The organism is Methanosarcina barkeri 3 (assembly GCF_000970305.1).
Lineage (GTDB): Archaea > Halobacteriota > Methanosarcinia > Methanosarcinales > Methanosarcinaceae > Methanosarcina > Methanosarcina barkeri_A.
Map to the genome: position 1 here is coordinate 4,492,352 of NZ_CP009517.1, position 26,987 is coordinate 4,519,338.

Consider the following 26,987-nt stretch of genomic DNA (forward strand, 5'->3'; position numbering starts at 1 on the left):
GGAACCCTGCCGGAAAAAATTGCAATTACGGCCAGAAACCATTTACAGCACTTAAGAATAGTACTGCAATACCAGCAACGGCACCGACAATAAGCACTATCTTGGGCTGGATTTGAACTGCATTTTTATCTGCTTCATAATAGCGCATGAGCCCTGCAGAAGACTGGAGCCCCGAACCTGATTTTTTAGCCATGTGTTAACACCTGTGTAAGCGCATTGATTGAGATATAATTTTACTGCCTTTACTTGCCTGTAATAGGTTTTCTGGCTGATAGTTAAAGACTATGTGGAAGTTAACAGTTAAGAACAAGAACTAGCATAGCTGCTAATTAATTATTGAATTTGATAATCAATCATTAAGTTTACTAACTAATTATTGAGTTTGATAATTAACCATTAAATTTACTAACTAACTATTGAGCTTATTAATTATTAAATTTGCTAACTAACCATTACTTATTAATTATTAAATTCGCTACTTAGTATTAAATTTGCTAACTAATACTGAATTTGCTAATTAACTATCAAACTGTTATTAACATTGAATAACTGTTAAATCTCCTCTTAAATTTGGTAATTATCACTAATTTACAGTTCTGATATATAAATCCAGCAGAGAAACTTCTTAATAGCCAGGACTCAAAGAAGTTGAAGGGAATTTGTCACTCTCTTGAAACAGACAATTCTCAGACAAGTACTTCGTCCAGCAGAAAAGGTGGATAAAATACTCCTTTCTCAGTAATTATAGCAGTTATATTTTCCATGGGAGTTGCGTCAAAAGCAGGATTAAAAACTTCCACGTCTTTTGGAGCAAGCTGTTCAGATCCGAAAAAGCGCAACTCATCCGGGTCTCGCATCTCTATCTTTACACTGCCTTCCCAGCCATTGAAATCGAAAGTAGAGGTAGGGGCTGCTACGTAAAAGGGAATATCATGCTCTTTTGCAAGAATTGAAAGAGAATAGGTACCTATTTTGTTGAAAACGACATCCTGGGTAATTCTGTCAGCTCCTACAAGCACACTGTCTACAAGTCCCTGCTGCATTACCCATCCAGCCATAGAATCCGAAATAAGAGTTACTGGAATCTTATCCTGCATCAGTTCCCATGCAGTTATCCTGCTTCCCTGATTCAGGGGCCTGGTCTCACAGGCAATAACCTTGATCTTTTTGCCTTCAGCAATTGCCGAACGCACAACCCCAAGGGCCGTACCCCAATCCACGCAGGCTAGCCTACCTGCATTGCAGTGTGTAAGTACGGTATCTCCGTCCTTGAGGAGTTCTGCCCCAGATTCACCTATCAACTTGTTGGTGACCACGTCTTCTTCTGCAATGTCCCTGGCTTCCTGAAGGGCAATTTCTCGGACACCTTGAACATCAAAGGCATCCGAAACCGCTTTCAGAACTCTGTCCACACCCCAGCTAAGATTTACTGCTGTAGGGCGAGTTGACTTAAGGGTCTTTCCTGCAATCTTAAGATCTCTTATTATTGTTTCGAAATCTCTAGACTCACTCAGGAAAGCTGCAAGGGCAATCCCGAAACCTCCTGCTGCACCTAGAGCAGGCGCGCCTCTTATCCTGAGAGATTTTATAGCCTCACAGAGAGAACTCAGGGTTTTGCATTCTATTATCCGATACTCTTTAGGGAGAAGGGTCTGATCTACCAGCACCACAGAATTGGACTCTTCCTTCCAGTCAATTGTCCTCATTAAATCACATTCCAATGTAAGCGTCAGATTCTGCCGGAAAAGTTTCCGTTTTTCTTTCAAGCTCCACATAAGATAAAAACCTATTCAACTTACATGGATCGTTACATTCTTCTCGTTATCACTATCCAGTTACTCTTTTATTCTACTATCCAGTTACTCTCTTATTCTACTATCCAGTTACTCTCTTATTCTACTATCCAGTTACTCTCTTATTCTACTATCCAAGTATTCGGAGAAACTTAAAAAAATTATATTAAAGATAAACCTTAAACTTCAAATAACTAGAAAAATGCGGCAGGTCAAGCTTCTGGCAGCCGAACTCCATAATAAAAATTTTACTTAAAGAATAAGTAACACGTGAGATATAAATAAACTAACCCCTTTTTCCATAGAAGCAAACCTACATATAATAGATTTATAGAGTAACAGAGCAATAAGACAAGACTTAAAATCCATAGTTAAAATACAGGAAGTCGTAATTTTCAGAAATATAAATTATTAAACTTCATGGACCTTGAATCCGTAAATCCTTGAATCTATAGATTCAATAATCATAAGAGATCTGTCATTTCATTAATGAGGTTTATGAGAATCTGGGTATTCATCGGAGAGTAAGCGCTTATGACAAAAATAAAAATAGCAATTGCAGGAATCGGGAACTGTGCAAGCTCTTTGATACAGGGCATTGAGTACTATAAAGTCGACGATAAAGAACCCATAGGACTGATGCACAGGGAAATTGGAGGGTATAAACCTGGCGATATTAAAGTTGTTGCTGCCTTTGACATTGATGCCAGAAAGGTAGGAAAAGATGTCTCTGAGGCTATCTTTGCTCCCCCGAACTGCACAGCGGTTTTTTGTCCTGATGTTCCGTCCACAGGTGTGAAGGTTAAAATGGGCAGGGTTCTCGACGGGGTCTCTGACCATATGAAAAACTATAAAGAAAGTCAAACTTTTGTTGTCAGCAAGGAACAGGAAGCCACAAAAGCCGATATTGTGAACGAAATTAAAAACTCGGGTGCCGATATGCTTCTCAATTACCTGCCTGTAGGTTCTGAAGAAGCGGTCCGTTTTTATGCCGAGTGTGCACTTGAAGCAGGTGTGGCTTTCATAAACAATATGCCTGTTTTTATCGCAAGCAATCCTGAATGGGCAAAAAAGTTTGAGGAAAAGAATATTCCAATTATTGGCGACGATGTCAAAGCCCAGCTTGGGGCTACTATCACGCACAGGATTCTTGCAGACCTTTTCGAAAAAAGAGGTGTAAAACTCGAGAGAACATATCAGTTAAATACCGGGGGAAATACGGATTTCCTTAATATGCTCAACAGGAACAGGCTTGCTTCCAAAAGGGAATCAAAGACCGAGGCTGTTCAGTCTGTGCTTTCCAGAAAGCTTGAGGACGATAATATTCACATTGGACCAAGCGATTACGTTCCCTGGCAGAAAGACAACAAGGTTTGCTTCCTGAGAATGGAAGGCAAGCTTTTTGGAGATGTACCTATGAACCTTGAACTCAGGCTTTCCGTAGAAGACTCTCCTAATTCCGGAGGTGTGGTAATCGATGCAATCCGATGCTGCAAGCTGGCTCTTGACCGTGGAATCGGAGGTGTATTGTATTCCCCGGCTTCCTACTTTATGAAACATCCCGCAATTCAGTATCCTGACGATGAAGCTTACAGGCGGACTGAAGAATTTATATCTGGAACCAGAGAACGTTAAAATTCTGTTAGAGGTTCCTGTAAAAAGGAATTCTAAAACCCCCGGAATACCGGGAGTTTTAAGTTTTTCTGTCCAGAGTTATCAAAGGAGTAATTATTAAAAGCTCTTCTAAGAATATTTCCCGATTTATTAGTTCGGTTTATCGAATCTCTTTAGCTCAGCGAATTTACTTAACTTAGCGAATTCCTTTGACTTAGCGAGTTTTCTCAACTTAACGAGTTTTCTCAACTTAACGAGTTTTCTCAACTTAACGAGTTTTCTCAACTTAACGAGTTTTCTCAACTTAACGAGTTTTCTCAACTTAACGAGTTTTCTCAACTTAACGAATTTCTACGACTTAGCGAATTCCTTCGGCTGTAATTCTAAACTCTGCACTCGAACCTTCCGGGCAGGACCGATGTTTATACAGAATGGCACGCCTGGTTCCTTCGCCAGTTTTTTCAAGCTGGATAATCGTCTTTGAAATGTGCTCCAGAGAACTACCACCAAGCGGGCGCACCCCTCCTGAGGTAATATCGGAATACACCTGATTAGTTATGACTGCAGCAAACCCGTGTTTGCGGGCAAGGGCGTGTAAATACCCTATCTGGCTAGCAAGTTCTCTGCGGCTTTTCATGCCTGTCTCATCGTCTTCGAGCTCGAACCTATAATATGAAGTTGCAGAATCCAGGATCACCAGACCGATATTCTCACTGGCTATTCTCTCCACCTCTCTTACGGCCGCATATTGCTCCTCAAAATTAAGGGGTTCATAGATAATTATGCTCCTCGCTATTTCTTTTGCGTTTTCCCCTGCAATTTGTTTGAAACGAGCAGGAGAAAGCCCTTCGGTATCTATGAAGATGACTCTCTGCCCTTGTTTTACGCATTCCACTGCAAGCTGGATGCAGATATTTGTTTTCCCGGTTCCTGCAGGTCCGAAGATTTGAGTCACAATCCCTTTCTCGAAACCTCCTCCCAGAAGTTCGTCAAGGGGCTTGCAGCCGGAAGATAATAATTTTTCTATGAAATGACACCTCTTTTTGTACTTAATAATTATAACTGGCCCATGATATAACGTTTTTTTGTGGTTTTCAACCGTTCCAGGAAAATTAAAGATTTTCTAAGAGGAGTAAAAAGACGAAGTTGATATAAATGAAATGCTCGGGTATAGATTCCCGGTCCTTAAAAGAAGAGAACTTCACAAAAGTGCAGTGAAAATAAAAAACGGTCATCAGATAATATTTTTGAGAGTTTGGAGGAATAATGCCTTATACATGTTAGCCGTACCTGTACCCGGTAAATCAGCTGTGATATTCCTTAAAGCCTTCTGTACGTGAAATTATTTACCTAAAGAAGGCAGTTTTGCAAAAACAGGAATCCTTAAATCGTTACCAGATATGGTAACAAATAGAGAGTCTTTGTATACAAAAAAAGGGTGTTATTGTATCCAGACAAAAGGGTTATTGTATTCAGAGATGAGTTGAAAAACGATTATTAAGGGAAATGTCATTTAGAATATTTACCTCAAAATAAAGGTCATTTTCATTTAATAGGATGAAAAAAACAATATAAGGGGGAACTTTTTAGAAGCCGTACCCCTTTCCGATATTGCTGACTGATATTTAAAAAGACACGTTTGTAGGGACTATAAGGGTTAGCTGAGGAATGGTAACCCATGTGGGGCTTTGTTTTATGCTGTAGTGTGTTCTGTACCTGCGCGCTCACTCCTAATACAATAGGAATAAATATAAAATGTATGAACGAGCGTAAGAACAAAGCAAGCCCTATGCAAGAAACTGTAGTTAAAAATTAGATTGGAATTAGAGTAAAATCAGAGGGACGTAAAGCATGGCAAAAATAATCATATACACAACGGAACGCTGTCCGAAATGCAATAAATTAAAAACTTTCCTGGAGGCACACTCAGTCGTTTTTGAGGTAGCCGACATGTCTACCCCCGAAGCTCTAACGGAACTGCGTTTCAACGGAGTCTTCACAGTGACAGCGCCTGTTTTACAGATCAATGATACATTCCTTACGCACGAGGAAATCTTCAGTGAGGGAGAAGTAAACCCTGAAAAAATCCAGGAAATCCTGTGATGAAGAAAATCCTGTGATAACAAAGGTCTGAAATTAAAAATAAATGAATATTTCTTCAAATTCATTATTAAACTCTATTACTAAGACAATCACTAAAGAACTAAGACAATCACTGAAGATGAGAAAATGACAAGCGAGATTCTCTTACCAGATTACCAGTTATCTGACAACCAATCAACCCAAAAGACGCTTGAAGAAGTGCCCGTCTCTCCTCTCCCCAAAAACGACCAGTTATCTGATAACCAGCCAGTGCAAAAAACCCTTGACGGACTGTCTGTCTCCCCTCTTCCAAAAGTAAGGACAACAGATGGTTTCATTCTTAACTGGGATAGAAACATCATTGTAAACCAGCTCCTGAAAGAAACAAAATTAAGCGAAGTTTTCTATAATAAACCCTCCATCACAAAAGAAGAAGCTATTGAGATTGCAAAGGATGCAGAAAAGATCATTAAAAAGATGAATCTTAAGTTTCTCTCAGGTCCTCTTATCCGGGAAATAGTAAACAATATTCTGCTTGACAGAGGGCATGTTGAATGGAGAAACATAATGACCAGAGTCGGAGCCTCGGTCTACGATGCCTATGAAATCGATACTGGTTACGGCTTTGAAGCAAATGATAACGCAAACCAGCTGAATAACGCCGAGACCTCACATAAAAGAAAAGCCGACAAAATGTCCAAAGAGCAAAATCTCCTTCTGATGCCAAAAGAACTTGCCGACCTTCACCTTAATGGAGATTTTCATATTCATGATCTTGAATATATGGGTACAAGACCATTTTGCCAGGACTGGGATCTCCGTTACTTTTTTTACTATGGGCTCATGCCTGACGGAGTAGGAACTCAATCAAGCGTGGCAAAACCTGCAAAGAATGCTGAAGTAGCTTTCCTTCATGCTGTAAAAGCTATGGGTTCAGCTCAGACAAATTTTGCAGGCGGGCAGGGTTTTTACAATTTTCTGACTTTTATGGCTCCCTATCTTGAAGGCAAGTCCGAAACCGAGATAAAACAACTTATGCAGATGTTCGTCTATGAGATGATGCAGATGATGTGTGCAAGAGGCGGACAGACTGTCTTTTCATCTGTTCAGCTTTCTCCCGGGGTTCCGAAACTCTGGAGAAACATTCCTATTGTCGCTATGGGTAAAGTATGGGACGGAAAGAAGGCTCCTCTCAGAACTTATGGAGAATTTGAAAAAGAAGTCCGTCTCGGTTTCAAGGCTCTTATGGATGTTATGCTTGAAGGAGACGCATGGGGTAAACCTTTCAGCTTCCCAAAGCCAGAGATTTCCATTGAACCTGACTTTATGGAAGAAGACAAAGAATTCAATAGAGCTCACCCTGAGCTTCCGACTTATAAAGAGCTGTACAGGATGACCTTTGAGCTGGCTGCTAAATTCGGGACTCCTTACTTTGATAACCAGCTTCCTGAATATAGAGGAGCAGGAGAAGGGATTTCGTGTTATCAATGTTGTGCGTATCAGTTTTCTGCAAATCCTACTGATGATAAAGAGTTCGATGATAAACTTCATTTCAAGGACGGAAAACACTTTTCAATGGGCTCATGGATGGTTCTGTCTTTAAACTGCCCAAGGGTTGCATACAAAGCTGAACATAACGATGAAAAACTTTTCAATGAGCTAAAGACCCTGATGAATAAGGGAGTGGAAGTTTTCAAGATCAAACGTAGATGGATGAATAGTCTGATCAAGAAGAACAGAATTCCCTTTGCAGCCCAGTGTCCCAAAGATCCTGGTACAGAGGAAAAAGGGGCCATAGCTGTGGACTTTGAAAGTCTTGTCTATACTATCGGAGTAGTAGGAATCAATGAAATGGTCCAGTACCATACAGGCTATCAGATCCACGAATCTCCTGCTGCTTATAAGCTTGCTATCAGAGCTATGTTTGAAATGAAAATGCACGCTCAAAAGCTTTCAAATGAAAATGGTATGGAGATTGCTCTTGCAAGAACGCCTGCAGAAACGACAGCCCAGCGCTTTGCAGTCTCGGACCTCCTGCATAAAGAGTATGCCGACAAGGCCGAATTTACAATTAAAGGGGATTTGGAGGCCGCAAAAAGCGAGTTGAACCAGACACATGACCTGCCAATCTACTATACTAACGGGACTCATGTTCCAGTTAATGCAGATATATCTCTGCCTGAAAGGATAAAGTATGAACATACTTTCTTCCCGATTGTGGACGGCGGAAATATCATGCATGTCTGGCTTGGAGAAGGACAGCCCGATCCTGACGGCCTTCAGGAGCTTGCCATGCATATAGCAAAGAACACCCAGACAGGTTACTTTGCCTTTACCAAGGATATGACCGTATGCACCGATGAAGGATACGTAGCCGATGGGCTGCTGGATAGATGCCCTAAGTGTAAGTCCGAAAATGTGCAGCATCTCTCAAGGATTACAGGATACCTTCAGTCTGTTGAAGGCTGGAACAAAGGCAAACGTCAGGAACTTCTGGACAGAAAGCGGTACAGCACAAGGGAACTCAGGTAAGGGTCCCTTAACCTTTTTTATACTTAAAGGCGTGAGAACGGTAAGCCATGAAAGTAAACTACGCAGGTACTGTCCCTCTTTCGACCGTGGACTGGAGAGGGAGGGCTGCGGTTACTATCTTTTTTAGGGGATGCCCTCTTCGCTGCCCCTACTGCCAGAACCATCCCTACCTCCAGGGACTTAACCTTGTAAAATTGGAATTCGTGAAAGAGCAGATTAAAGAATCAAAACCCTTTGTGAGTGCAGTTGTATTTTCAGGAGGGGAACCTTTGATGCAGAAAGCAATTATTCCTCTTGCAGAGTTTGCAAAAGAAATGGGGCTTTCAATTGGGGTTCATACAAACGGCTACTATCCTGAAACAGCAAGCGAAATGGTTAAACGAAAGCTGGTTGATAAGTTTTTTATCGATATAAAAGCTCCTCCGGATGATCCCGAACTTTATGGTAAAATTACGGGCTTCGAAGAATATGAATCAGTGAAAAAAAAGCCTGAACAGGTTACTGCATCTGTAATAAAAACACTTGGAATTGCAGACTCCTGTGACTTGGAACTGGAGCTTCGGACAACATTAATTAGAGATTTTATAGGAAGCAAGGAAGAAATTACCAGCATAGCTGCCTGGATCTCGAAACATATGAAGAACGAGGAACTTACCTATGTACTGCAGCAGGGAATTCCGGAACATAGTTTGCAGAAAAATTTAAGGGAGCTGCGGGTTCTGGAAAGGGAAGAACTATATGAACTCGGTAAAATTGCAAAAAAGTTTCTGAAAAATGTAAGGATAAGAACAAAAGAAAGCGGAGAAGAAATAATTTCTGGCTCTGTATGACCGAACCTGACAGAATTCAGAGTCTAGTTTGTTTAACTTATCTGATGTTTACTGATATAAGATTGTATTGATATTAGATTCTATTGATATGAGATTGTATTGATATGAGATTGTATTGATACGAGATTGTACTGATATAAGCTTGTTTTTTCTTCTTGTGCTTTTCTTTTTTGTCTGAAAAGTGAATAAAGTGTAAAACATTTCTCTATTAGAGGCCTACAGAAAACCATGCTTTGAGTTCAAATGAATTTGAAGTTTACAAAAGTTTTATACATTCCTAGAGATAAAATGAAAATGTGAAGCCTTTAAGAAATTTACTTAGGAAAATTTGTTAATTAATACTAGTGGAAATAAGTAGAATTTTTAGAAAAAACCTCATATAATGCTGAAAATGATTCTGAGAAGACTGTTATAATTTTTGTGTGACTTTACAGGTTACACAAATTAAATAAAGGAGAGGAACTCAGTGTTTTTTGGCTCACATAATGCATTTATTTATAGAAAAAAACACAAAAATTAGCATTTTCAAAAAAGACCATGAAAAACACAAAAGTATCTTCAGTTGGAGAGCGCGCTCTAATCTCCATTTTATCGGAGATTTTCAAAACATCTGATGGCAGGGAGAAAGAACAGGAAGGAATCCTTATAGGCGCAGGTTCGGATGACTGCGCCGTCCTTGACCTGAAAGGTGAAGACTGCCTGGTTGTTACTACCGATATGCTGCACAGGACTACTGACTTCCCGGAAGAAATGACACCCTGGCAAATAGGCTGGATGTCAGCAGCCGTAAACTTCAGTGACATCGCAGCTATGGGTGCAGAACCCACAGGACTTGTTATGGCAATTGGAATGCCGGTTGATACCGAAACTGCTTTTGTTGTATCCCTTGCAAAAGGTATGCAGGCATGTGCCGAATTCTGTGGGACTGCGATCATCGGAGGCGATCTTGATACACATGCAGAACTGACAATTACAGGGACGGCACTTGGCAGGGTAAAAAAAAGCCAGCTCCTTCTTCGGCGCGGAGCAAGACCGGGTGATCTTGTCTGTGTCACTGGATATACAGGATCAGCCGGAGTAGCTCTGGAAGCTCTTCAATTAAGAAAGCCAGTAAGTGAAAATATTCTGAAGGCACTTTTTGAACCTGTCCCGCGCACGAAAGAAGCAAGGACACTTGCAGAGTCAGGAGCAGTCACATCCATGATGGATACGAGTGACGGCCTTGCAATGTCCCTTTATGACCTCTCCAGGCAGAGTCATGTGGGCTTCAGGATCAGAGAAAGTGCCCTTCCTATCCTCAAGGAGGTCCGTGAATTTGCTTTAGACCCGAATAAACTGAGAGAGTTTGCTCTTTACACAGGTGGAGATTTTGAACTTCTTATTACAATTGACCCCCAAAAGATCAAAAAAGTACAAAATATATGTAACTTAGTCGTTATAGGAGAATGTACAAAGTATGAAGCAGGCATTGTACTCGAATCCCCGGAATGCAAGCTTATAACTATAGAGCAAAGAGGATACCAGCAGTTAAAAGCTAAAGCTGTTGATAGATCCACTTGATTAAAAATAAATTACCCCCGTGAAACAGAATCCTGGATTAGAAAGATAAAAATGAAGAACTCTTGGTTTAAGCCCGAAAGTTTACAAAAATAGATCAAATGTCAGAATAAACTGACTAAACTCATAATAATTTATGCACAAGGTTCAGAAGGATAGAATATGAAAAAAACTAGTTTACAGATATTTACAGCAATTCTGGTGCTAGGTCTATTTTGCGGAACTGCAGCTGCAGCCCCGAGCATAATAGCAGCAGTGCCTGGAGATAATGCGACTGTCAATAAGATAGTCGGCCAGACTCAAGGTTTTAGCGTTCAAACAAACGAGTCAGCAACTATTGACTGGCAGGTTGACGGAAGCACTGTTTCCCAAACATCGTATGATAGTGCAACGAATACCTCTACCCTCAATCACACCGTTAATCAAGGTACATACAATGTTAAAGCAACTGTTCAGTCAACTGGAGACAATAGAACCTGGAGTGTAACCGGAGGATCAAACGTACCGGTGATCACATTATCTACTCCTTCATCATCAACGGTTAACAATAACATAGGAGAATCAAGAAAGTTTACTGCAACTGTTAGCCCTACATCAAATGTGACATGGTATGTTGATGATGTCCAGGTTCAGAAAAATGAGTCTGTCACTGAGGCATCATATACCAACACTTCTGCAACACAGGGTACGCATACAATTAAAGTGAATGCAGAAAATGAAAATGGCAGTGCAGAATCAAAATCCTGGACATGGAAAATACCAACTACCGGAGGATTATCTGTTAATCTTGACCCCTCCGAAGGAACTATTTCAGTCGATAAAGGAGTGTCTAAAACTTTCAAAGTCAATTCCAGCACGGATAACCAGAATGTTAATGTTGAGTGGCTTGTTGGTGACGAATCAAAGAAAAAGGATGAAGGTGTAACCTATTCTTCATATGACTTTGAAGAAGACAGTGCAGGAAATTATACCCTCAAAGCAGTGGTCAGTGACCCCAACGGCAATTATGATTCATCGACAAAAACATGGACTGTAACCGTCGGATCCACAGACAATTCAACTGGGAACAGAATATGGGAAGAGGGAATGCCAGAAACTTACACATGGACTGCCCAGAGTTACTCAGGCTTCTATTATGACCTTGATTCCGGAGTATCCTCAGAAGAGATGACCATTAAGGATATAGATAGAAGCATAAAATCAGAAAATATTGAGTACTCCACAAAACCTACCAAAACTGATTTTGAGTACAATGCATGGGGTTCGTACCAGATAATCGGTTTCATGGCAGAGAAATACTTTGCAGGGTATACTGAAAATTCTACGGTTATAGATGATGATATTAGCCCTATTTCCGAAGGTATTCTTTCCAAGATTCTCATAGACAGTGACGATAAAAAATCAGCAAATGCAGGAGATTCTCTTGTTCTCGAAGAAGGATATTCCCTGAATATCGTGGAAGTGGATATCAATGGAAAGTCTGTCAGGGTCCAGCTTGAAAAGGATGGCGATGTAGTAGATGAGGCATTCCTCCAATCGGGCGATAACTATGTCTATAAAACTGATCTTGGAAAAGCAGAAGATGTGCCCATAATCATTGCTCATATCGGTTCGGTTTTCCAAGGAAATGAAAATTCTGCTGTATTCATACAGGGTCTCTTCCAAATTTCGGACCAATACACCGAGGTCAGTAATGGAGATACCTTTGGGGAAATGAAAGTAACTTCCGTAAGCAGCAGTGAAATAAAGATGGAGAATGATGATAGCGTCGGACTTGATAAGGGAGATACTGTAGACCTTATGGGTAAAATACAGCTTCAGGTAGCTGATGATAACACACTGCGCTTTGCCCCGACTCTTGACACCTCGGAAGCGGGTGAATACGAGCTGCGTGGGACTGTCTATGACAAGAGCATTAATGGTAATTCACTCATTAGCTGGACACCCCTTAACTTTGAAGGTTTCTATTACAACATAGACGAAGGAATTGGGACTGAAAACCTTACAGTGGAAGAGCTTAAAGACAGGAATATACCTTCAGATAAACTAGTCTACAAATCCACACCTCAGGCTGTTGATTTTGATCACAAAAAATGGGGCAATTTCACAGTTATTGGTTTCATGGCAGACAAGTACTTTGCCGGATACACTGATGACTCTGTTAATGGATCTGTTGATGATGTGAGCCTTCTTTCGAACAATATTCTCTGTAAAGTCCTTACCGACAACGACGACAAAAAGTCTATGGATTCGGGTTCTGCCCTTACCCTTGAAGATGGTTATTCTTTGAATATCGTGGAAGTAGATATCAATGGAAAATCTGTCAGGGTCCAGCTTGAAAAAGATGGTGATGTAGTAGATGAGGCATTCCTCCAATCGGGCGATGACTATGTCTATAAAACTGATCTTGGAAAAGCGGAAGATGTGCCCATAATCATTGCTCATATCGGTTCGGTTTTTCAAGGAAATGAAAATTCTGCTGTATTCATACAGGGTCTTTTCCAGCTCTCGGACCAGTACACCGAAATCAATAATGGAGATACTTTTGGAGAGATGGAGGTCACCGGTGTCTCTGAAAGTGGCATTACAATGAAAAACGATGATGATATCGGGCTTGACAAGGATGAGACTACTGAAATAATGGGCAATGTCAGTTTCAAGACTGCTGATGACAATACTCTCAGGTTCTACCCCTTCGTGAGTGTTGAAACTGGAGGTAATGGAAATGACAACAACTCACTGAAAATAGATGTGCCTGATAAAATCTATGCCGGAGATACGTTTAATATCGAAGTAACTGCTGGCAATAAGTCTATAGCAGGCGCTAATGTTTCGGTTAACGACAGTAGCATAGGTGAAACCGATAATGATGGAGTCATTGAATATACAGCCAAAGACGCCGGTACCTTCAAGATAACTGCAAAAAAGGACGACTATAAAACTGCAAACAAAAACATTAACGTCAGTGCCCCGAAAGAAGAAATGGTAATTACCGTTTCACCTGAGACAGTTTATGTTGGAGATACCCTGAATGTTGAGATTGTCAAAGCGATCGGTGGTGACCCAATTGAGGGTGCAGACGTATCGATTGATGGAAACATCATTGGTAAAACAGATTCCAGCGGAAAAATCACCTACAAGACAGATAAAAGTGGCAATTTTGAATTGGACGTAAAAAAGGAAGGATTTGAGGACCAGGAAGTAAACGTAAAAGTGAAAGACCTTGAAGCTACCTTCAAATACTCAAACCTGGTAATCAATCCTTTAGAGGTAAATGCAGGAAAGAACGCAACAATCTCAGTTAACCTAGGAAACACAGGCAATGCTGCAGGAAATGAAAGTGTAAAGTTGCTTATTAACGGAAACGTAAGCGCCTCAAAAGATGTTTCCCTGGGTGTTGGGAACAATACCACTGTAACCTTTGAGCACGCAGAAGAAGTGCCAGGAAATTACACGGTAGAAATTGGAGGAGAAACCGCAACCTACAATGTGAAAGAAAAGTCTTCCTTACTGTTCTACGCTCTTGGACTCATTGTCCTGTTAATAATTGGCGGAGCTGCTTATTATTTTACAAAGGGTGGCGGAAACATGGAAAAACTATCTGAGCAGATAAAGGAGCTTACTAACTCGATAAAATCCAAAAAATAAAGCAATCGGAAAATAAAGAATTCAGAAATAAAGAATTCAGAAATAAAGAATTCAGAAATAAAGAATTCAGAAATAAAGAATTCAGAAATAAAGAATTCAGAAATAAAGAATTCAGAAATAAAGAATTCAGAAATAAAGAATTCAGAAATAAAGAATTCAGAAATAAAGAATTCAGAAATAAAGAATTCAGAAATAAAATTCCGCGTTAATCCAAACGCGGAATTTTTCTATTTTTAAAAAACTATTCAAACTTGATTTAAGTCAGCATTCTTTCAGAATTTATTTGGTTTAAGTTCACAGTCTTTCAGAATTTATTTGGTTTAAGTTCACAGCCTTTTAGAGTTTTGCTGACAGATATTCAGTGTTTTTCATTTCAGGAAATTTTTTGTTCCGGCGAAGCAGCATTTGCTTCTAGTGCTAGATGTAGTTTTACTCCATCTTTTTGAGCGCAAGTTCGATAGCAACTATAAGGCTGTTCTTCGGGATCATGGTTGTTACTGGAATGTTGAGGATCTTTTCAACTGTAGGGCTCACTATAGGAGCGCAAACAAGGGCTTTTGCTCCATCTCTTTCAGCGTTAACGGCTGCTATTATGGCTTCTTCCATTGAGGTTGCCGAGTATTCCCTGATTGTGACCAGCCTACCAGCTATCTTTTTCTTTGTTTCTACAATGTTATCAAGCACTGAGCGAGTTGCAATCACAGCTATAAAATCTCCACTGTCTGTTTCTTTAATATCACGGATGGTTTTCACGATCTGACGGAGAGTTTTAATATTGGGATCCCGGTTCCCTGACAGGATTTTATAAAGGGTACTCGGAGGGATATTTGCTTTTTTGGCGAAATCCACTGCAGTAAGATTAAGATCCTCTTTTATTACAGTGGAAAGCGTTTTTTGGAAAACCTCATCGGACTCGAACGCGGATTTGATAACTTTGTCTGCAACATTCATAAAATTCAACCTTTTAAATTCCGTAAAGAATTTTTTACAACGGAAAATATTCTACATTTCACAGGAAATTTAGTCCTTAATGAGAAAATATATCCAGATATATTAATACATTTGGGATATAATCAAGGCTTCTTTGAGAGATTATATATAGGAAGTGTAAAAATATTAATACACCGTTAGGTATTTATTTTTTATTTTTACCAGGATTCTTATCTGAAGAAAAATAAACTTTATTGTAAAAGAGTTTATGGATAGTTTATGGAAAGCTGACAAAAAACTAGAAATTTGTTGATTTTTCAATAGGAGGGTACGCTTCCAAAAAACTACATTTTAAGGTGCCATTTTAAGTTATGAAAGTTACTATTATATGGATCAATATCAGTATATGGACTATTGTTAATATAGGAATAATTGTCAGTAACATAAGTAATTGTCAGTAACATAAGTAATTGTCAGTAACATAAGTAATTGTCAGTAACATAAGTAATTATCAATAAGATTATTACCAGTTCTAAGAGTATCGAGGTGAAACTTTGAAGAAATTAAGCATAATTGCACTTGTTTTATTAATGGTCACATCAATTTTCGTCTCTGGCTGCGCATCTAACGATGATAACAGTAATGAAAGCGGAGTTAATGAGACCTCTACACTTACTGAGCTGAACATTGGATATCAGCCAAGTACCCACCAGATTGCATATATGACTGCAGCTGAAAAAGGATGGTGGAAAGCAGACCTTGCACCATATGGGATTACGAAAATTAAAGAATATCAGTTTCCTACAGGAGCCCCTGAAATGCAGGCAATGCTAGCTGGGGATCTGGATGTTGCCTATGTTGGAGCAGCCCCTGTAATTACAGCTCTCAGCCAGGGACTTGATGCAAAGATTGTTGCACCTGTGCAGATAAACGGTTCAAGTCTTGTTCTTCGTAATGATCACAAATACGGAAGCCCTCAAGACTTAAAGGGTCTTAAGATCGCTACTTACCCACCGGGAACTATTCAGGATACCCTGCTAAGAAGCTGGCTCCAGAAAAATGGGCTTGATCCTGAAAAAGATGTGACAATCCTTGGAATGACACCAGGAGACGCTGTCACCGCTATTTCAGCTAAACAGGTTGATGCTGTATTCCTGCCTCATCCATCTCCGGCAGTTGTAGAAAAAGAAAATATTGGGCGTACCATAGTGCAATCTGGAGAAATGGAAGGAAACCATGCTTGCTGTGTACTTGTCGTAAGTGGAAAACTTATAAGAGAGCACCCCGAGATTGTGGAGCAGGTTGTAAAGACCCATATTAAGGCAACCGAGTATAACCAGGCACATATGGACGAAGCTGCCAAGATTTATTCAAACAAAACCACAGAGGATCTTGACACTGTAAAGAAATCTCTTCAGGAATGGGATGGAGCCTGGATTACAGACCCAGCCTTGATTGAAAACTCATCTGTCAATTACTCAGAGGTTCAGTATGAACTTGGTTATATTCCAAAATCCCTGACCAAGGAAGAAATCTTTGATACAAGCTTCTATGACAAAGCCATGAGTGAGAAATAAAGACGAGAATGACTAAAAGATAGAAATTGAATAAGGTATTAAACTGCCCTGGCTTTATAGGAGGCAGTTAAACCCTTATTTTTGTTTTGAAAAATGAAGTCTGCCGGAAAGATAAAAAAGTAAGAATCCTTTTAATTAGACATGAACATTAACTTCATAAAAACAACCAAAGAAAAAGGCATTGAAGCATTATCTCTCATAGTTGCAATTGCAATATGGCAGCTTGCAGCAGACGTGATTGTACAGAATAAATTTAAGCTGCCTAGTTTTTATGATGTGATAATCTCTTTTTCTGCAATTGTAAAGAGTGGGCTAATTTTTACAGATATATTCACAAGCCTAATTAACTTTTCAATTGGTATTGCTGGCGCTTTTGTAATCGGAATTCCCCTTGGAATAGCCATGGGATGGTTCAAAAAAGTAAATAGAGCAGCCGACCCTATAATAGAGATATTACGTCCTATCCCCCCAATTGCCTGGATTCCCTTTGCCATCATATGGTTTGGGCTTACCCACCAGGCTGCAGGCTTTGTTGTGTTTGCAGGTATGGTCTTTCCAATCATTATCAATACATATACTGGCTTTAAGAACGTACCAAAAGTTTATGTTGAAGCCGCAAGAGTTCTTGGTTGTACCCGAAACCTGGATCTTATACGTTATATTGCAATTCCCTCAGCTATGCCATCAATTGTTGCAGGAATCAGAATTGCTATGGGTGTAGGCTGGATGTGCCTTGTAGCTGCAGAAATGTTTGGGAGTGACAGCGGACTCGGATATGAGATATGGCACAATTACTACATGCACAGGATGGATTTCGTACTTGTCTATATGTTGCTGCTCGGATTTGTTGGCCTTTTAATTGACCGTTTCTTCAGGTATTATGTAGACGCAAAACTACTGAGATGGACATCAGGAACTGTGGTATAAGATGGGCAGAGTAAATGTAAAAAATGTTTCACGTGTCTTTACTAAAAAAGAAGATAACGGTAGTATGGAAGCTCTTCATGAAGTTAGCTTTGATGTTGAAGATGGGGAGTTTATCTGCCTTCTGGGGCCCTCTGGCTGTGGAAAAACCACTCTGCTTCGTATAATTGCTGGACTTGAAACCCAGACTTCAGGAGAAATTACACTCAATGGAATTCCTATAACGGGCCCGGACCCCAAAAGAGGAATGGTGTTTCAGCAATATTCATTATTTCCCTGGAGAACAGTTATCGATAATGTTACTTTTGGGCTTGAAATGCAGGGAATCAGTAAGACTGAAGCCAGGAAACAGGTGGAGAAATATATAGACCTTGTTGGCCTGGAGCAGTTCAAAAATAGCTATCCATATGAACTTTCCGGAGGTATGCAGCAGCGTGCAGCCATTGCACGAGCCCTTGCAAATGAGCCCGAAGTCCTTCTTATGGACGAGCCTTTTGGAGCCCTGGATGCCCAAACTAGAAATATCCTCCAGGATGAACTTCTGAAGATATGGGAACAAAAAAACGTGACCTTTCTTTTCGTAACTCATAGTGTGGATGAAGCAGTTGTTCTTTCGGACAAGATAGTGGTAATGACCGCAAGACCGGGAAGAATAAAAGAGATTGTAGAAGTAGACCTTCCTCGACCACGCTCCAGGACAAGTCACGAGGTTAACCTTTTGAGGGATCGTGTCTTGAAACTTCTGGAAGAAGAAAGGTTCCACAAGTAAAGTATACTAGGTAAAGTACCATTTTGAAAAAAACTAAGTAAATACACAGTCGTAAAGGCAAAGAATGAGAAAGAGAGATGAAAAGAGAATAAAAAATAGAAAGAACTGAGGAAAAGAGAATAAAAAAGGGAAAAAGAATAAAAAGGGAAAAAGAATAAAAAAGGGAAAGAGAATAAAAAAGGGAAAAAGAATAAAAAAGGGAAAGAGAATAAAAAGGGAATAAAAGTTAAAAGTTTGTTGGAAAAACCGATTGTTCTTCACCCCGAATAACAACTTTCGTTAATGGCTCTACTTTCCTGACAAGAGCTTTTCCAACAATCTCAAGCGTACCATCTGCTTTTACGGAGTCAATGACGCACCCCGGCCTGACGCGGATATCTCCCTGGCAGGCTGCAGCGCTTATTTTGGCTTTATCGAGAAGGAAAAGCTCAGAAATTGTTTCTATGTTACCCAGAATTTTTGCCCTTGAACAGACAAGAGCACTTCTGGCTTTTACATTGCCTCTAACAACCGAACCTTTTCCGAGTTCAAGCCTGCCAGTTACTGTGAGGTTCTTCCAAAACTTCACTTCCTGCCCGACAATTACGTTGCCATCCAGAGTAAGATTCTCATAAAGAAAAGCTCGTTTTTCAATAACGTAAGTATTGGACCTGGGGTGGTACTTGATAAAACTAACCATTAGAAATCACTCCGGGCTACTCTCCCGGTTATAGATATAAAGCAAATACTTGTTCTGCAAGGCATTTACAAAAATTTTGTTAATTGAATTTCCAAAGTATGATTGAATATCTATTATTTAACAGCATCGAATGTTCACTATCAGACGCCGTGAACAAGTAACTAAAGCATAAACTACATGCTAAAAAATAAGCGAAAAATAAATCCTATCAAAATAAACTGAGAAACATAAACATATCAAAATAAGCTGAAAAGGAAACAACCGGATAAAAGTACCGATAAAAGTAAAATACGAATTATAAGAAAAATAATTCCGGTAGTAAAGTATCCGGAGTGTAATTAATGTATGTGAATGGAAAAGAGACTGAAGAATTAGATATAGATATCATTTTTCAGTCTCGGTTTTTCTCGTTTGAAATGATCCTGCTTATTCAACGAGGCTGGCGAAACCGTATTTGGGGAGAACCCTTTCGATTTTAATCCGGACGTTATCGTCAACTTTGGTGCCTGGGACAAAGATAACAAAACCTTCAATACGAGCAATGCCATCTCCCTGACGAGCGATGTCCTGGATAGTTACATCGTAAACTTCGCCTTCTTCAACAGGAACAGAGCTACTTTCGTCTCTGAACATGAAAACCATTCCTAATGACTTAAATTGAAGTTGATATGATTTATTTCCTGTATTTACTCGACAACGCTTGCAAATGCAAACTTGGGAAGAACTCTCTCGACTTTAATCCGGACTTCGTCTCCAACTTTGGTGCCCGGGACAAAGATAACAAAACCTTCAATACGTGCGATGCCGTCTCCCTGACGAGCAATGTCCTGAATTGTTACATCGTAGACTTCGCCCTCTTCGACAGGGACTGAGCGACTTTCTTCTCTGAACATGAAAACCATTCCTTTAATTTACTTTCAATGTGATTCTTTATTTTCCTGCATTTACTCGACAACGCTTGCAAATGCAAATTTGGGAAGTACTCTCTCGACTTTAATCCGAACCTCGTCACCAACTTTGGTGCCCGGGACAAAGACTACAAAACCCTCAATACGAGCGATGCCGTCTCCCTGACGAGCAATGTCCTGAATTGTTACATCGTAGACTTCGCCCTCTTCGACAGGGACTGAGCGACTTTCTTCTCTGAACATAAAAACCATTCCTTTAATTTACTTTCAACGTAATTCTTTATTTCCCACGTTTACTCGACAATGCTTGCAAACGCAAATTTGGGAAGTACTCTTTCGATCTTAATCTGGACTTCATCGCCAACACTCGTATTCGGGACAAAAACTACAAAACCTTCGATACGGGCAATGCCGTCTCCCTGGCGAGCAATATCCTGAATAGTTACATCGTAGGTTTCGCCCTCTTCAATGGGCACAGGAGCACGTTCATCTTTAAACATTACATTCATTCCTTTAACTTCTATTAATTAGCTTAAGAAAGCTCCATCGACAGAAAAGAGTAAAAGCAGTACTTAACAAACCAAACTTGAAAACCCAAATTCAGGAAGTACACATTCTACTTAATCTATTTTCTACTTAATCTATTTGATTAACTGATCCCCAACAGAGCTTCGGATAAGTCAATTAATTGGTCATACTCATATTCGCTTGTATATAACGTTTTGCTTTCTTGTCTGTGAAAAAAGAAAAATAATGAAGTTTGAAAAACGTTCAATCCCTAGTTATAAGACTTCTGATTTCTAATTTCAAAGATACGCAAACAAGGACAATTCATTAAAAAAATAAAATTACTATGAATAAAAAAATATTTCTCTATTAAACTTAAAGATTTCTGAGGAAGATTTTTTTCAAAGAAAGCCCGAGTAAATTTTATAAATTAGGGTTCAATTTCGAAAAGATTAGAAGGATAATGGATTATACCGAAACCTATAAATAATTAAAGCTCCATTGTGAGAATCGTTCGCTCAATAAGAAAAACAATGTGTGGGCCCGTAGCTTAGTCAGGCAGAGCGATGGACTCTTAATCCATAGGCCGGGGGTTCAAATCCCTTCGGGCCCGCTATCGTAATCTATTTTTGAGAATTTTTTCACTGATTTTGAGCATTATTTTACTTATTTTAAACACTGATTTTGAGTATTATTTTACTTATTTTAAACACTGATTTTGAGTATTATTTTACTTATTTTAAAAATTCTTTTATTGATTTTGGTATTATTTAACTAATTTTAGGTATACTCTCAGTAATTAGGTTATAAGCTAATCCTAAAACTCAAAATTGCTTCTCTAAGTACAAGATCCGCATAACCAATGAATCTTCAACCACAAAAATAATTTTAAAATTTTACTAATTTGAAGGTAAAATTAGTTTTGGATAATTTCCTTATTAAAATATCAGTTATATATTTAAAACGATTAATTACTAAAAATCAGCAGTTGAAAACTGCTAAGTAAACCTTAAATATATAAAATATCTCATAGGTGCAGCTCTAATGCCAAAAGTAAGCGTTGAAATTCCTCAAGAACTTCTGGATGACCTCAACAAGCATGTAGGAGATAATAAAAAATTTGTCAGTCAATCTGATGCTATCCGAACCGCTATTCGAAAAATGCTAGATATGATGGACGAGATCGATAGAAGGCATGGGAGACTCGAGAAGTAATTAAAAATTTGGAAACGGAAGTTAACTGTGAAGACCAATTACAAAATCAATCATAAATCATAAATCAATCATAAAATCAATCAAAAAATCAATCAAAAAATCAATCATAAAATCAATCAAAAAATCAATCATAAAATCAATCAAAAAATCAATCATAAAATCAATCAAAAAATCAATCAAAAAAGCAAGCGGAAAAGTAATCAGAAAAGTGATTAAAAACTAATTAAATTTGATTAAAAGAATAAAAATAAAAGAAAAAGTAAAAACATTATAAAAGTACCCCTTTATTTCCACTGTGCTTTGATATCTGTCGACTATTTTTTGAGAAATCCAGGCTTATTGGATAGCTTCTACTGGAAGGAAAAACGAAGCCTGCTCTCTCAGGCTATGGCCTTTTAGGTCATGAATTTTTAAAATAAATTTCATATAGAAGCTATAAAAAAATAAGGATCAGAGAGATTCCCTGAAGTCTTTTATACCCTGAGCTACATTGGAAAGCAAGATGAAAGCTATTTTCTGGTTAGGCCAGGAGCCTAGCCCGCAATCAGGACCTACATACTTTATCAGATTGCCAAAACGCCTGTAGTACACCTTCAGTCTCTTAGTTATAGTAGCTGGGGTCTCAAGCCCGCTAACAATTTCTGGAAGATATTGTTGATCTTTCCAGACGTTAGTACAGTACTTTTCACTAATGATGCCTGCCAGGGTGTAGATGTCAGTTCTTGCAATCCCAAGCCTCAGGAAAGAGTCCGTATCCTCCAGAGTTTTCTTGTCTATCAATTCCAGATAAGAGGGCGTGCCTGCGGATTCTACTCCTATGACGTTTATTGTGGGGACTTGACAGGCAAGGTTATAGTAGAGAGGAGAATGAAGGTGAATCTGTACATCGGCTCCCCACTTGCTGGCAGCTTTTGAAGCGCTGGTAAGAGCAGAAATAATATCGTTCTCATCAAAAGCAAGCTCAGGGTTCAGCCCTATACTTGGTTCATCAATAGAAACTGTTGCAATTTTGAAATTTTTTGCAGATCGCATGGAATTTCTTACAAAGTTATTCACGCTTTTTGCAAAAAGAGAATAGATATCAGTATACCGTGTACCTCCGAATTCCTTCAGATAAAGTTCAGTTGGACCCGTTACACAGACCCGAACCTTGAGTGTCTCTCCGACTCTTTCCTTATAGGCTTTTGCAACCTTCTCTATAGCCTCAAGTTCCTCAATCCTGGCGCACTCAAGTTTTACCTCAAATGGGCTGTCACAGCAATTAGAGTCTCGAATAATCCTCAGGAACTGCTCATTCATATCCTGATACTGAGGATAGGTAGGAATATCAACACCTGCATCTACTTTTTGCTGAAAGGCGTCATTGATTACCGTAAAGAGTTTCTCATCTTCGGTTCTCGTTTTAAAGGCATTTTGGACCCATTCCTTACTGACTCCTTCAGGAAGGGGATAACTCCCAATATCGTCAAAGATGATTTCTTCCATATCCTCTTAGTAGACCTGTAAGGATTTAGCGTTATTGGAAAGACAGAAAAAATATAAAAAAAGAGACCTTTTGGAAAAACTTAAGTTTTGTTCGGTTATTCGATCACTTGAGAATTAAAAGGTTTATTCTCCCTGTTTTTTCTTCTCTGCATTAAACTCATTAATGCCTTTTGCTGTGTTTTCTAGAAGTTTGAAGGCAAGTTCCTGATCCGGCCAGAAAGCCAGCCCACAGTCCGGACTTGCATACTTTATCCGGTCTCCAAGGACAGAGTATGCCGTTTCAAGCCTCTTTTTAACTACATCGGAAGTTTCCAGGTCAGTAACGATTTTTTGCATGTACTCCTTTTCCTTCCAGACATTGACCCCATAATTTTCGTTGATAATACCTATAAGACTGGAAATATCGGTTCTCGAAACTCCGAGCCTGACATAAGTATTTGAATCCTCGAGCACTTTTTTATCCAGAAGGTTAAGGTAAGAAGGAGTTGCCGCATACTCAAAACCGATGACATTAATTGGGGTCTCGCAGACAAGTTTGTATTTTAACGGTGAATGCAGATGAATTTCCACATCAGCTCCCTGTTTCCGGGCGTAGGTAGAAGCGACTGTGAGAGCAGAGATTATATTGGCGTCAGAAAACTGGATTCTGTCATTTATCCCGAGACTCGGCTCATCCAGAGCTATGACCTTTATTTTGAAATTTTTCGCAGCTACAAATGCCTGTTTTATAAAATCTTCAATATCCAATGCAAGGATATGATAAGCGTCCGCATAACCCGTTGCTCCAAAGGCCTGGAGGTAGAGATCTGTCGGACCTCCAACACAAACCCTGACTTCAAGCATTTTTCCTGTCTCTTCCCTGTACTGTTTTGCAACCTCGTCAATTATCTCCAGCTCAAGGATCTTTGCATTTTCCTCTTTCAGTACATAAGGCTCATAACAGTTCTTTTCATCTTTAATAATGTCCAGAAATTGTCCTATCATATCCCTGAACTGAGGATAAGTGGGTACATGTATTCCCACATCGATTTTCCTCCGGAAAGCATCCCTTACCATAGAAAAAAGTTTCTCGTCTTCATCCCGGTTTTCAGCCGCAGTCTTCACCCATTCCCTTGTAATACCTTCAGGCATGGGAAGGCTGCCTCCATCAATAAAAGTAATATCTTGCATGCCTGTTATGTAAGACAGTATCAAGTATTATATGTATTGGAATTGATTTGAGGGGAAATTCAAAGTAAAGAAGTCAAAGTAAAGAAGTCAAAGTAAAGAAGTCAAAGTAAAGAAGTCAAAGTAAAGAAGTCAAAGTAAAGGAGAAAAGCAGATTTTATTTATAGATATCCCGTCGGTGCCCAATTTTAAGCACGAGTATTTTCAAGCATCTGCCCTGAATCTCCAGGATTACTCTATAGTCACCGACCCTCAAACGATAATTTGGAGACCCGGCTAATTTTGTTACATAGCGAAACGGATCCTCCTTCAACTCAGAGACCTTATGAAAAATGCGTTTTGCCAGCTGATGATCAAGTTTTCTGAGCTGATTGACCGCAGGGTCAGACCAGATGATTTGGTAGTGCATCAAAATCTCGCTCTTAGAATCAGCTTCTTAGAAACCTATCTCTTTTTTTAAATCTTCATGTGTTATGTATCTGCCTTCCTTAACAGCTTTTCGGGCAAGTTCGATTTCTTTTTTCGTTTCCTCATTTAGTTCCTGGACTTCTTCCAGTAACCGCTCAAGTACCTCGTTGTAAGTTTCCCGCTTATAGATCTTCATTTTTTCAAGAGCTTCTTTAGTGCTCTGTTTCACTTGAATGGTTGTTGTCTCAGCCATGTTTTACTCTATACAGAGAGATTTACTTATAGTTTGTTATAATCAGTTATAACAAACTATAGCGAGAAATTGACATAAATATAAATCGATTAGAGTGGATAAAATACTGAAGATTCTCAAGTACAGTTAAAGAAATTGGGTTAAAGAAAGTGGGTTAAAGAAAGTGGGTTAAAGAAATAGAAAATGAAATCGTGACTCATTTTTCTTCGGTTTCAAGATCTTCATCTTCCAATTCAAGTTCTGTCTGCAATTTAGATTCTTTTTTCTCTAAGACTTTCAAAACAGCAGAAACAGGGACAATTAACCCATTGATCATTACGAGATTATTAAAAGGATTGTCTTTTTGCACCCTTTCTGTGGAGAACTCCTCATTAAAATATCCCATTTTGAACATATCGCGGATTTTCTTTGCTTTCTGGGAGACTGTGCTCTGGCTTGCCCCAAAATAATCACAGAGATTAGTAGCACTTACGTAGGGCTCGAAACTTCTATCAAAAAGAAAGTTGATCTGCCCAAGTGCATAAACCACTGCAGCAGCCCAAATATCTAACCTTCCTGAAAGAAAAGGTACCTGCCTTTTCCGGCTCATTTTATTGATTAGTTTTTGACACAGTATTTTATAGTCTTCATCAAGGTAGCTATCTGCAAATCCGTCTGTCATCTAGATAAGAGTGTCTTTCTTTTGTTGCACAAGTTCGCGGTCGCTCATAGTTTATCTTCTAGATAGAGTTATAGATCTTCTAGATATAATTATAGATATACTTTACAATTTTTCAAAACCCAAAGAAAATCCAGTTCTCATTGAATTCCGTAGAAAGCATAGAACAGGCACAGGTCCGATGTGCCTTCCGTCAGAAAAACTCTCAAACCAGTGTTTTCCGGGTTTAATCCCGGTAATAATAAAGAAATTATCCAGAGTTTCAGAATAATCTTTAACAGGATGAGCCCAACCGTTGAGATATTCTTCAAAATAATAAATCGCTTCTTCATACCACGAAGAGGTTTTAGAACTCAGGCGGGCTTGCTGTTCAGACAGGAATTCCTCTAAAATTTCACGAATTGATCTACTGACTATTGTTTTCATTTTATCGACCTTACAGCTCTTCTCTTTGAGATTAAATTTCGTTAGAAAATCCCCGGAAATATTTAATAATTCCAGAAAGTGCTGAGCTTTTCAATAAGGACAGCGGGAAGAAACTCCCTCTACATATACTATCTGCCAGAAGTCCCCGACTTTTACTATTCCGAAGTTAAGGTACCAGCCTACCTTTGCCAGCGAACTCACCTCTTCCGAAACCTTAACAGGCCCAATTTCTCTGTAAGGATCCAGATAATCCTCTACCCATAACTTTCCGGGTTCGATCCTCCTTATCTCAAAATCTCCCCCTTTCCACTCTGAACTCTCTTCAGCCTGATATGCGTCTACATAATCGCAGAGCAAACTGCCAAATTTCTGAACCTGAGAAGCAGTCTTTTTCCCTTTTTTTCTTATATTCCCGACAATCTCAGCAAATTCACTATAGTGCTCTGGATCAAGGTAGTCTTTTTCATAAGCCCAGGACAGGAATTTGCGGAAAAAACGCCGCGAAGTTTCAACGAAAGCCGCTCTCCCTCCAAAATCATTAATCAGATAATCCTCAAGGAAATATTCAATATCTAAAGGCGCAATATACGCAAGGTCAAAAACCTGGCAGTATTCTTTATGCTCGCTTTTCTGCTTCTCTTTATAGAGCTTCTGATCCTCTTCATAAAGGTCGTCGAAAGCACAAACGTCAAGATATTCCTCAAAAAGAGAGATTAAATTTTCATAGTCCTGATAAGTCCTGGGACTCAGCTCTCTTTTTTGCTCTTCTAAAAATTCCAGAAAAGCTTCACCTATCGTCTTCATGGTAGTTCTAGAAGATGATTGTTCTTCCAATTTTTCAAGATTTTGCCCTGCTTTTGAGAGTTTCCGGCCTACTCTCCCCTACAGGAGAAAGAACCTCTAAAGGTTTGAGAAATAAACGAAATAAATGGAATCAACAGAACTAACGGGATTAACAGAATAAGCAAAAAAAGAAAAGGACTATCTGAAAATAGGCTTCTCAGACCTCTATTCCAGAAAAAGGC

26 protein-coding genes and 1 tRNA gene are annotated in these 26,987 nt (G+C 39.2%); 11 read left to right on the forward strand and 16 right to left on the reverse strand.

Translation table 11 applies throughout. The annotated features are described in order from the left end of the window. Window positions 1–25: 25 nt before the first annotated feature. Together MSBR3_RS18385 and MSBR3_RS18390 are read right to left on the reverse strand one after the other, a co-directional pair. Window positions 26–193: a preprotein translocase subunit Sec61beta gene (locus MSBR3_RS18385; protein WP_048109713.1), complete on the reverse strand. Its 168-nt coding sequence runs from the start codon at window positions 191–193 to the stop codon at window positions 26–28. Window positions 194–686: 493 nt separating this feature from the next. After that, a complete protein-coding gene (locus tag MSBR3_RS18390; protein ID WP_048110700.1) occupies window positions 687–1,706 on the reverse strand; it encodes an S-methyl-5-thioribose-1-phosphate isomerase in 1,020 nt (339 codons plus the stop codon). A 621-nt stretch (window positions 1,707–2,327) separates the two neighbouring features. Here MSBR3_RS18390 and MSBR3_RS18395 point away from each other — a divergent pair. Continuing rightward, window positions 2,328–3,428: an inositol-3-phosphate synthase gene (locus MSBR3_RS18395; protein WP_048109714.1), complete on the forward strand. Its 1,101-nt coding sequence runs from the start codon at window positions 2,328–2,330 to the stop codon at window positions 3,426–3,428. Between the two features lie 337 nt (window positions 3,429–3,765). Here MSBR3_RS18395 and radB read toward each other — a convergent pair whose 3' ends face one another. Beyond that, window positions 3,766–4,434 carry a DNA repair and recombination protein RadB gene (radB, locus tag MSBR3_RS18405; RefSeq protein WP_230628050.1) on the reverse strand — a complete coding sequence of 223 codons (669 nt, stop codon included), beginning with the start codon at window positions 4,432–4,434 and terminating at the stop codon, window positions 3,766–3,768. An 824-nt stretch (window positions 4,435–5,258) separates the two neighbouring features. Here radB and MSBR3_RS18415 point away from each other — a divergent pair. From MSBR3_RS18415 to MSBR3_RS18435, 5 genes are all read left to right on the forward strand, one after another. Beyond that, on the forward strand, window positions 5,259–5,510 hold the full coding sequence (locus MSBR3_RS18415; protein ID WP_048109722.1) for a glutaredoxin family protein: 252 nt from the start codon (window positions 5,259–5,261) through the stop codon (window positions 5,508–5,510). A gap of 126 nt (window positions 5,511–5,636) precedes the next feature. Continuing rightward, window positions 5,637–8,021: an anaerobic ribonucleoside-triphosphate reductase gene (gene nrdD / locus MSBR3_RS18420; RefSeq protein ID WP_048109724.1), complete on the forward strand. Its 2,385-nt coding sequence runs from the start codon at window positions 5,637–5,639 to the stop codon at window positions 8,019–8,021. A 47-nt stretch (window positions 8,022–8,068) separates the two neighbouring features. Beyond that, window positions 8,069–8,851 carry an anaerobic ribonucleoside-triphosphate reductase activating protein gene (locus MSBR3_RS18425; RefSeq protein WP_048109726.1) on the forward strand — a complete coding sequence of 261 codons (783 nt, stop codon included), beginning with the start codon at window positions 8,069–8,071 and terminating at the stop codon, window positions 8,849–8,851. 537 nt (window positions 8,852–9,388) lie between these two features. Next, window positions 9,389–10,411 carry a thiamine-phosphate kinase gene (thiL, locus tag MSBR3_RS18430; RefSeq protein ID WP_048109728.1) on the forward strand — a complete coding sequence of 341 codons (1,023 nt, stop codon included), beginning with the start codon at window positions 9,389–9,391 and terminating at the stop codon, window positions 10,409–10,411. A 159-nt stretch (window positions 10,412–10,570) separates the two neighbouring features. Beyond that, on the forward strand, window positions 10,571–14,056 hold the full coding sequence (locus MSBR3_RS18435) for an S-layer protein domain-containing protein (protein ID WP_048109729.1): 3,486 nt from the start codon (window positions 10,571–10,573) through the stop codon (window positions 14,054–14,056). Window positions 14,057–14,485: 429 nt separating this feature from the next. Here the strand turns inward: MSBR3_RS18435 and MSBR3_RS18440 are convergent, their stop codons facing one another. After that, entirely contained in the window at window positions 14,486–15,007 is a 522-nt protein-coding gene (locus tag MSBR3_RS18440) for a helix-turn-helix domain-containing protein (protein WP_048109730.1), read from the reverse strand. Between the two features lie 533 nt (window positions 15,008–15,540). Here MSBR3_RS18440 and MSBR3_RS18445 point away from each other — a divergent pair. The 3 genes from MSBR3_RS18445 (at window position 15,541) to MSBR3_RS18455 (ending at window position 18,256) form a co-directional block, all read left to right on the forward strand. Further along, the gene (locus tag MSBR3_RS18445) at window positions 15,541–16,563 is read left to right on the forward strand and encodes an ABC transporter substrate-binding protein (RefSeq protein ID WP_048109731.1); all 1,023 of its coding nucleotides are present in this window, start codon (window positions 15,541–15,543) and stop codon (window positions 16,561–16,563) included. Between the two features lie 141 nt (window positions 16,564–16,704). Next, on the forward strand, window positions 16,705–17,490 hold the full coding sequence (locus MSBR3_RS18450) for an ABC transporter permease (RefSeq protein WP_048109732.1): 786 nt from the start codon (window positions 16,705–16,707) through the stop codon (window positions 17,488–17,490). A 1-nt stretch (window position 17,491) separates the two neighbouring features. After that, the gene (locus MSBR3_RS18455) at window positions 17,492–18,256 is read left to right on the forward strand and encodes an ABC transporter ATP-binding protein (protein ID WP_048109734.1); all 765 of its coding nucleotides are present in this window, start codon (window positions 17,492–17,494) and stop codon (window positions 18,254–18,256) included. Between the two features lie 226 nt (window positions 18,257–18,482). Here MSBR3_RS18455 and MSBR3_RS18460 read toward each other — a convergent pair whose 3' ends face one another. The 5 genes from MSBR3_RS18460 to MSBR3_RS18480 all read right to left on the reverse strand — a co-directional run bounded on the left by MSBR3_RS18460 (window position 18,483) and on the right by MSBR3_RS18480 (window position 20,343). Then, window positions 18,483–18,935, reverse strand: coding sequence for a bactofilin family protein (locus MSBR3_RS18460; protein WP_048109736.1), 453 nt, complete (start codon window positions 18,933–18,935; stop codon window positions 18,483–18,485). Between the two features lie 426 nt (window positions 18,936–19,361). Continuing rightward, on the reverse strand, window positions 19,362–19,568 hold the full coding sequence (locus MSBR3_RS18465) for a TRAM domain-containing protein (RefSeq protein ID WP_048109738.1): 207 nt from the start codon (window positions 19,566–19,568) through the stop codon (window positions 19,362–19,364). 53 nt (window positions 19,569–19,621) lie between these two features. Further along, the gene (locus tag MSBR3_RS18470; protein WP_011033303.1) at window positions 19,622–19,828 is read right to left on the reverse strand and encodes a TRAM domain-containing protein; all 207 of its coding nucleotides are present in this window, start codon (window positions 19,826–19,828) and stop codon (window positions 19,622–19,624) included. Window positions 19,829–19,879: 51 nt separating this feature from the next. After that, the gene (locus MSBR3_RS18475; protein ID WP_011306043.1) at window positions 19,880–20,086 is read right to left on the reverse strand and encodes a TRAM domain-containing protein; all 207 of its coding nucleotides are present in this window, start codon (window positions 20,084–20,086) and stop codon (window positions 19,880–19,882) included. A 50-nt stretch (window positions 20,087–20,136) separates the two neighbouring features. Next, window positions 20,137–20,343: a TRAM domain-containing protein gene (locus MSBR3_RS18480; protein ID WP_048109740.1), complete on the reverse strand. Its 207-nt coding sequence runs from the start codon at window positions 20,341–20,343 to the stop codon at window positions 20,137–20,139. Window positions 20,344–20,889: 546 nt separating this feature from the next. Between MSBR3_RS18480 and MSBR3_RS18485 the strand changes: the two genes are divergently transcribed. Next, window positions 20,890–20,963 (forward strand) — tRNA-Lys (locus tag MSBR3_RS18485). Between the two features lie 431 nt (window positions 20,964–21,394). Continuing rightward, window positions 21,395–21,565, forward strand: coding sequence for a ribbon-helix-helix domain-containing protein (locus MSBR3_RS18490; protein ID WP_048109742.1), 171 nt, complete (start codon window positions 21,395–21,397; stop codon window positions 21,563–21,565). 450 nt (window positions 21,566–22,015) lie between these two features. Here the strand turns inward: MSBR3_RS18490 and MSBR3_RS18495 are convergent, their stop codons facing one another. The 7 genes from MSBR3_RS18495 to MSBR3_RS18525 form a co-directional block, all read right to left on the reverse strand. Beyond that, window positions 22,016–23,050 carry a methionine synthase gene (locus MSBR3_RS18495; RefSeq protein WP_048109744.1) on the reverse strand — a complete coding sequence of 345 codons (1,035 nt, stop codon included), beginning with the start codon at window positions 23,048–23,050 and terminating at the stop codon, window positions 22,016–22,018. Window positions 23,051–23,173: 123 nt separating this feature from the next. Further along, window positions 23,174–24,220 carry a methionine synthase gene (locus MSBR3_RS18500; RefSeq protein ID WP_048109745.1) on the reverse strand — a complete coding sequence of 349 codons (1,047 nt, stop codon included), beginning with the start codon at window positions 24,218–24,220 and terminating at the stop codon, window positions 23,174–23,176. A 154-nt stretch (window positions 24,221–24,374) separates the two neighbouring features. Next, window positions 24,375–24,626, reverse strand: coding sequence for a type II toxin-antitoxin system RelE family toxin (locus MSBR3_RS18505; RefSeq protein WP_048109747.1), 252 nt, complete (start codon window positions 24,624–24,626; stop codon window positions 24,375–24,377). 27 nt (window positions 24,627–24,653) lie between these two features. Next, window positions 24,654–24,878 (reverse strand): DUF7557 family protein, encoded by a 225-nt coding sequence (locus tag MSBR3_RS18510; protein ID WP_048109749.1) that lies wholly within the window; start codon window positions 24,876–24,878, stop codon window positions 24,654–24,656. A 196-nt stretch (window positions 24,879–25,074) separates the two neighbouring features. Beyond that, window positions 25,075–25,539 carry a DUF6398 domain-containing protein gene (locus MSBR3_RS18515; RefSeq protein WP_230627626.1) on the reverse strand — a complete coding sequence of 155 codons (465 nt, stop codon included), beginning with the start codon at window positions 25,537–25,539 and terminating at the stop codon, window positions 25,075–25,077. A gap of 102 nt (window positions 25,540–25,641) precedes the next feature. After that, entirely contained in the window at window positions 25,642–25,962 is a 321-nt protein-coding gene (locus tag MSBR3_RS18520) for a hypothetical protein (RefSeq protein WP_048109750.1), read from the reverse strand. A 90-nt stretch (window positions 25,963–26,052) separates the two neighbouring features. Then, a complete protein-coding gene (locus tag MSBR3_RS18525) occupies window positions 26,053–26,766 on the reverse strand; it encodes a hypothetical protein (protein WP_048109752.1) in 714 nt (237 codons plus the stop codon). Window positions 26,767–26,987 lie beyond the last annotated feature (221 nt).

What these genes read in the sequence shown, in the direction of transcription:
- MSBR3_RS18385 (WP_048109713.1), bottom strand. Translation starts at nt 193, where the DNA reads ATGGCTAAAAAATCAGGTTCGGGGCTCCAGTCTTCTGCAGGGCTCATG.
- MSBR3_RS18390 (WP_048110700.1), bottom strand. Translation starts at nt 1,706, where the DNA reads ATGAGGACAATTGACTGGAAGGAAGAGTCCAATTCTGTGGTGCTGGTA.
- MSBR3_RS18395 (WP_048109714.1), top strand. Translation starts at nt 2,328, where the DNA reads ATGACAAAAATAAAAATAGCAATTGCAGGAATCGGGAACTGTGCAAGC.
- MSBR3_RS18415 (WP_048109722.1), top strand. Translation starts at nt 5,259, where the DNA reads ATGGCAAAAATAATCATATACACAACGGAACGCTGTCCGAAATGCAAT.
- nrdD (WP_048109724.1), top strand. Translation starts at nt 5,637, where the DNA reads ATGACAAGCGAGATTCTCTTACCAGATTACCAGTTATCTGACAACCAA.
- MSBR3_RS18425 (WP_048109726.1), top strand. Translation starts at nt 8,069, where the DNA reads ATGAAAGTAAACTACGCAGGTACTGTCCCTCTTTCGACCGTGGACTGG.
- thiL (WP_048109728.1), top strand. Translation starts at nt 9,389, where the DNA reads ATGAAAAACACAAAAGTATCTTCAGTTGGAGAGCGCGCTCTAATCTCC.
- MSBR3_RS18435 (WP_048109729.1), top strand. Translation starts at nt 10,571, where the DNA reads ATGAAAAAAACTAGTTTACAGATATTTACAGCAATTCTGGTGCTAGGT.
- MSBR3_RS18440 (WP_048109730.1), bottom strand. Translation starts at nt 15,007, where the DNA reads ATGAATGTTGCAGACAAAGTTATCAAATCCGCGTTCGAGTCCGATGAG.
- MSBR3_RS18450 (WP_048109732.1), top strand. Translation starts at nt 16,705, where the DNA reads ATGAACATTAACTTCATAAAAACAACCAAAGAAAAAGGCATTGAAGCA.
- MSBR3_RS18455 (WP_048109734.1), top strand. Translation starts at nt 17,492, where the DNA reads ATGGGCAGAGTAAATGTAAAAAATGTTTCACGTGTCTTTACTAAAAAA.
- MSBR3_RS18460 (WP_048109736.1), bottom strand. Translation starts at nt 18,935, where the DNA reads ATGGTTAGTTTTATCAAGTACCACCCCAGGTCCAATACTTACGTTATT.
- MSBR3_RS18465 (WP_048109738.1), bottom strand. Translation starts at nt 19,568, where the DNA reads ATGTTCAGAGACGAAAGTAGCTCTGTTCCTGTTGAAGAAGGCGAAGTT.
- MSBR3_RS18470 (WP_011033303.1), bottom strand. Translation starts at nt 19,828, where the DNA reads ATGTTCAGAGAAGAAAGTCGCTCAGTCCCTGTCGAAGAGGGCGAAGTC.
- MSBR3_RS18475 (WP_011306043.1), bottom strand. Translation starts at nt 20,086, where the DNA reads ATGTTCAGAGAAGAAAGTCGCTCAGTCCCTGTCGAAGAGGGCGAAGTC.
- MSBR3_RS18480 (WP_048109740.1), bottom strand. Translation starts at nt 20,343, where the DNA reads ATGTTTAAAGATGAACGTGCTCCTGTGCCCATTGAAGAGGGCGAAACC.
- MSBR3_RS18490 (WP_048109742.1), top strand. Translation starts at nt 21,395, where the DNA reads ATGCCAAAAGTAAGCGTTGAAATTCCTCAAGAACTTCTGGATGACCTC.
- MSBR3_RS18495 (WP_048109744.1), bottom strand. Translation starts at nt 23,050, where the DNA reads ATGGAAGAAATCATCTTTGACGATATTGGGAGTTATCCCCTTCCTGAA.
- MSBR3_RS18500 (WP_048109745.1), bottom strand. Translation starts at nt 24,220, where the DNA reads ATGCAAGATATTACTTTTATTGATGGAGGCAGCCTTCCCATGCCTGAA.
- MSBR3_RS18505 (WP_048109747.1), bottom strand. Translation starts at nt 24,626, where the DNA reads ATGCACTACCAAATCATCTGGTCTGACCCTGCGGTCAATCAGCTCAGA.
- MSBR3_RS18510 (WP_048109749.1), bottom strand. Translation starts at nt 24,878, where the DNA reads ATGGCTGAGACAACAACCATTCAAGTGAAACAGAGCACTAAAGAAGCT.
- MSBR3_RS18515 (WP_230627626.1), bottom strand. Translation starts at nt 25,539, where the DNA reads ATGACAGACGGATTTGCAGATAGCTACCTTGATGAAGACTATAAAATA.
- MSBR3_RS18520 (WP_048109750.1), bottom strand. Translation starts at nt 25,962, where the DNA reads ATGAAAACAATAGTCAGTAGATCAATTCGTGAAATTTTAGAGGAATTC.
- MSBR3_RS18525 (WP_048109752.1), bottom strand. Translation starts at nt 26,766, where the DNA reads ATGAAGACGATAGGTGAAGCTTTTCTGGAATTTTTAGAAGAGCAAAAA.